Origin of the sequence: Burkholderia sp. E168m23 (genome assembly GCF_016586125.1) — a bacterium.
Taxonomy (GTDB): Bacteria; Pseudomonadota; Gammaproteobacteria; order Burkholderiales; family Burkholderiaceae; genus Burkholderia; species Burkholderia orbicola.
On sequence record NZ_BCPP01000812.1, the window covers coordinates 1 to 3,365 of the forward strand.

At 66.2% G+C, this 3,365-nt stretch carries 4 protein-coding genes; 3 read left to right on the forward strand and 1 reads right to left on the reverse strand.

The genetic code is table 11. From position 1 onward, the window contains the following. The 3 genes from JMF90_RS30065 to JMF90_RS30075 form a co-directional block, all read left to right on the forward strand. Window positions 1-1,054, forward strand: a 1,054-nt coding sequence (locus JMF90_RS30065) for a phosphate acyltransferase (protein ID WP_268906072.1), incomplete at its 5' end; no start/stop codon positions are given. 375 nt (window positions 1,055-1,429) lie between these two features. Beyond that, window positions 1,430-1,861 carry a ribonuclease domain-containing protein gene (locus JMF90_RS30070; RefSeq protein WP_006476946.1) on the forward strand — a complete coding sequence of 144 codons (432 nt, stop codon included), beginning with the start codon at window positions 1,430-1,432 and terminating at the stop codon, window positions 1,859-1,861. A 16-nt stretch (window positions 1,862-1,877) separates the two neighbouring features. Next, window positions 1,878-2,441, forward strand: a complete 564-nt coding sequence (locus JMF90_RS30075; RefSeq protein WP_006476945.1) for a barstar family protein — start codon at window positions 1,878-1,880, stop codon at window positions 2,439-2,441. 153 nt (window positions 2,442-2,594) lie between these two features. Here JMF90_RS30075 and JMF90_RS30080 read toward each other — a convergent pair whose 3' ends face one another. Further along, window positions 2,595-3,362, reverse strand: a complete 768-nt coding sequence (locus JMF90_RS30080; RefSeq protein WP_201316697.1) for a 16S rRNA (uracil(1498)-N(3))-methyltransferase — start codon at window positions 3,360-3,362, stop codon at window positions 2,595-2,597. Window positions 3,363-3,365: the final 3 nt, after the last annotated feature.

Genomic DNA, 3,365 nt, shown 5'->3' on the forward strand with positions numbered 1-3,365 from the left:
GGACATGGAAGCGTACCGCGTCCACCTGCAGCAATTCGTGTATCACAGCGGCACGACGATGAAGCCGATCTTCCAGATCGCGCGCGCCGCGCCGGAAGAGAAGAAGCGCGTCGTGTTCGCGGAAGGCGAAGAAGAGCGCGTGTTGCGTGCCGTTCAGATCATCGTCGACGAAAAACTCGCGAAGCCGATCCTGATCGGCCGCCCGTCGGTGATCGAGCACCGTATCCAGCGCTACGGCCTGCGCCTCACGCCGGGCACCGATTTCACGGTCGTCAACACCGAGCACGACGAGCGTTATCGCGACTTCTGGCAGACGTACCACAAGATGATGGCGCGCAAGGGCATCAGCGAGCAGCTCGCGCGCGTCGAAATGCGCCGCCGCACGACGCTGATCGGCTCGATGCTGGTGAAGAAGGGCGAAGCGGACGGGATGATCTGCGGCACGATCAGCACCACGCACCGCCACCTGCACTTCATCGACCAGGTGATCGGCAAGCGTCCGGGCTGCAGCGTGTACGCGGCGATGAACGGCCTCGTGCTGCCGGGCCGCCAGATTTTCCTCGTGGATACGCACGTGAACGTCGATCCGACCCCGGAAGAGCTGGCCGAGATCACGATCATGGCCGCGGAAGAAGTGCGCCGGTTCGGCATCGAGCCGAAGGTCGCGCTGCTGTCGCACTCGAATTTCGGCACGAGCAATGCACCTTCGGCGAAGAAGATGCGCGATACGCTCGCGATCCTGCAGGAAACCGCGCCGGAACTGAAGGTCGACGGCGAAATGCACGGCGACGTCGCGCTCGACGCGGCGCTGCGCAAGGAAATCCTGCCGGAATCGACGCTGGAAGGCGACGCGAACCTGCTGATCCTGCCGAACATCGACGCCGCCAACATCGCGTACAACCTGCTGAAGACGGCCGCCGGCAACAACATCGCGATCGGGCCGATCCTGTTGGGCGCCGCGGAGCCGGTGCACGTGCTGACCGAATCGGCGACCGTTCGTCGCATCGTCAACATGGCGGCGCTGCTGGTGGCCGACGTGAACGCCGCGCGCTGAGCCAAAACGAACGCGCCAGCCGGTCGAACGGCTCGGCGCGCGCGGGAAAATTGTAAACAAAAGCAAAAAGAGGCGTGCCCGCAATGGGCACGCCGCCGGGCAGGGCGCACACGCGCTTCCCGCAAAGCAACAGCAGCATCTCTCCACTCCAGGCAGCGAGCGAGGCAAGGAGGCAGTTCTTGCCAACCGAGAGGTGCCGCACGCATTTTATCTTATGTAAGATAAATGTAGTGTGATTTCGGTAAGAAATACGGTATCCGGTGCATCACGAGGCTTTCGATTCCCAAACGGACATTGATTCGCGCGGCCAATAACGCTACGCTAACGCCTTTGTTGGTCGTCAACTACTTGATTTAACAGCGGGAACCCTGGTTCATGGCACGCAAGTGGCTCCGCAACGGCGCGCTCGCGTCCGTCTTCGCGATGTTCGCGATGGGTATCGTCGGCACGCCGACGGGCAGTCTGGTTTCCGCCGCTTACGCACGGGAGGCCGTTCCGGCCGACGTGGCTGCCAGCGGGCTCGATACGATCCCGACTGCCAGTCTTCCGCGCGAGGCCGTGACCACGCTGGGCCTGATCGGCGCCGGCGGCCCCTATCCGTACGAGAAAGACGGCGTCGTATTCGGCAATCGCGAGCGAATCCTGCCGAAGGCGAAGCGCGGCTACTACCATGAGTACACGGTGCCGACGCCGCGTGCGCGCAATCGCGGCGCGCGCCGGATCGTCTGTGGCGGGCCGTTGCGCCGGATCGACAACTGTTATTACACGGGCGACCACTACAACAGTTTTAAACGTATTGTTGAATGACTTCGGGACGAATGGCATGAGCGACTCCATCTACGCGCACGATACGGCGGCGGCGGAACTGTTCGCGGCCGGCGACGGCAATCTGTTTCAGCGTGTGATTCAGCTGCACGCGGCGGCGCAGGCCGGCGGCACGCCGGAGCAACAGGAAGCCGAGCCCGGGCTTTCATCGAACGAGGAGCCTATGAGCCTTTTCACGACCGTGCGACCCAATCTCGTGCAGTCGATCCGCGCGTTCCGCGTGCAGGATCTCGCCGACGAAGCCGGTCGGCTCGGCCAGCATTTCCTGTATGCGTATTGCGGCGCCGCCCAGTCGAAGCAGGAAGTGATGGAAACGATCGCGACCTCGTTCCTGTTTCCGAAGCATTTCGGGAAGAACTATGACGCGCTGTACGACTGCCTCACCGACCTCGTCGCGAAGGCGGGCGCGCAGCCCGGTTTCGTGATCGTCCTCGAAGGGCTGCCGATCGCGCAGAAATTCGACAAGGAAGGGCGCGAAACGCTGCTCGACGTGTTCCGCGAGGCGGCCGAATTCTGGGCCGAGCGCAAGGTCGCGTTCCGGGTGTTCTACTCGTTCGCGTAAGCGCATCGGCCCGCGTGGCCGATTCGCCGAACGACCGGTCAAAAGCCCGCTTCGAGCGGGCTTTTTTGTGTCTGCGATTCGCGCTCGGCTGCATGGCGTGGCGCGCGAAGCAGGTGCGGGGTCGAGCCGTTGAACGCGGCGCGCCGACGCGCTTTACCACCCGCCCCAGCGCGCCGCCAGCGCCGCGAGCACGGCCGCGCCGGCGGTTTCGGTGCGCAGCACGCGCGGCCCGAGCGACAGCGCGGTGAACCCGCGTGCGCGGGCCGCATGTTCCTCGTCGGGCGACAGCCCGCCTTCGGGGCCGATCAGCAGCGTGACGGTAGCCGCGGGCGGCGCGTCGGGCAGCGACGCGAACGGGCTGCTCGCCCGCGGCGACAGCAGTAGCCGCAGCTCGCCGTCGGCCGGCGCGGCCGGCAGCGCGTCGAGCCACGCGTTGAAGCCGGCGACCGGCGCGACGTCGGGCACGCGGTTGCGTCCGCACTGCTCGCACGACGCGCGCACGACGCCGCGCCAGTGCGCGACGCGCTTGTCCGCCCGCTCGCCGGACAGCTTCACGACGCCGCGCGCGGTCGACAGCGGCACGACCGCCGCGACGCCGAGCTCGACGGCTTTCTCGATCACCCAGTCCATCTTGTCGCCGCCGGCGATCCCCTGCGCGAGCGTCACGCGATAGGGCGGCTCGGCCTCGGCGGGCTCGAACGTATCGACCTGCACGAGCGCGCTTCGCTTGTCGACTTCGACGAGCCGTGCGCGGTACTGGCCGCCCGTGCCGTCGAACAGCGCGAGCACGTCGCCGGGCTGCAGGCGCAGCACCTGCACGTGGCGCGCGACGTCGGCCGGCAACGCGAGCGTGGCGTCGGCGCGCAGCGCGGCGTCGACGAAAAAGCGCGGCACGGCCGCGGTGGTGGTGGTTTCGTTCATGCG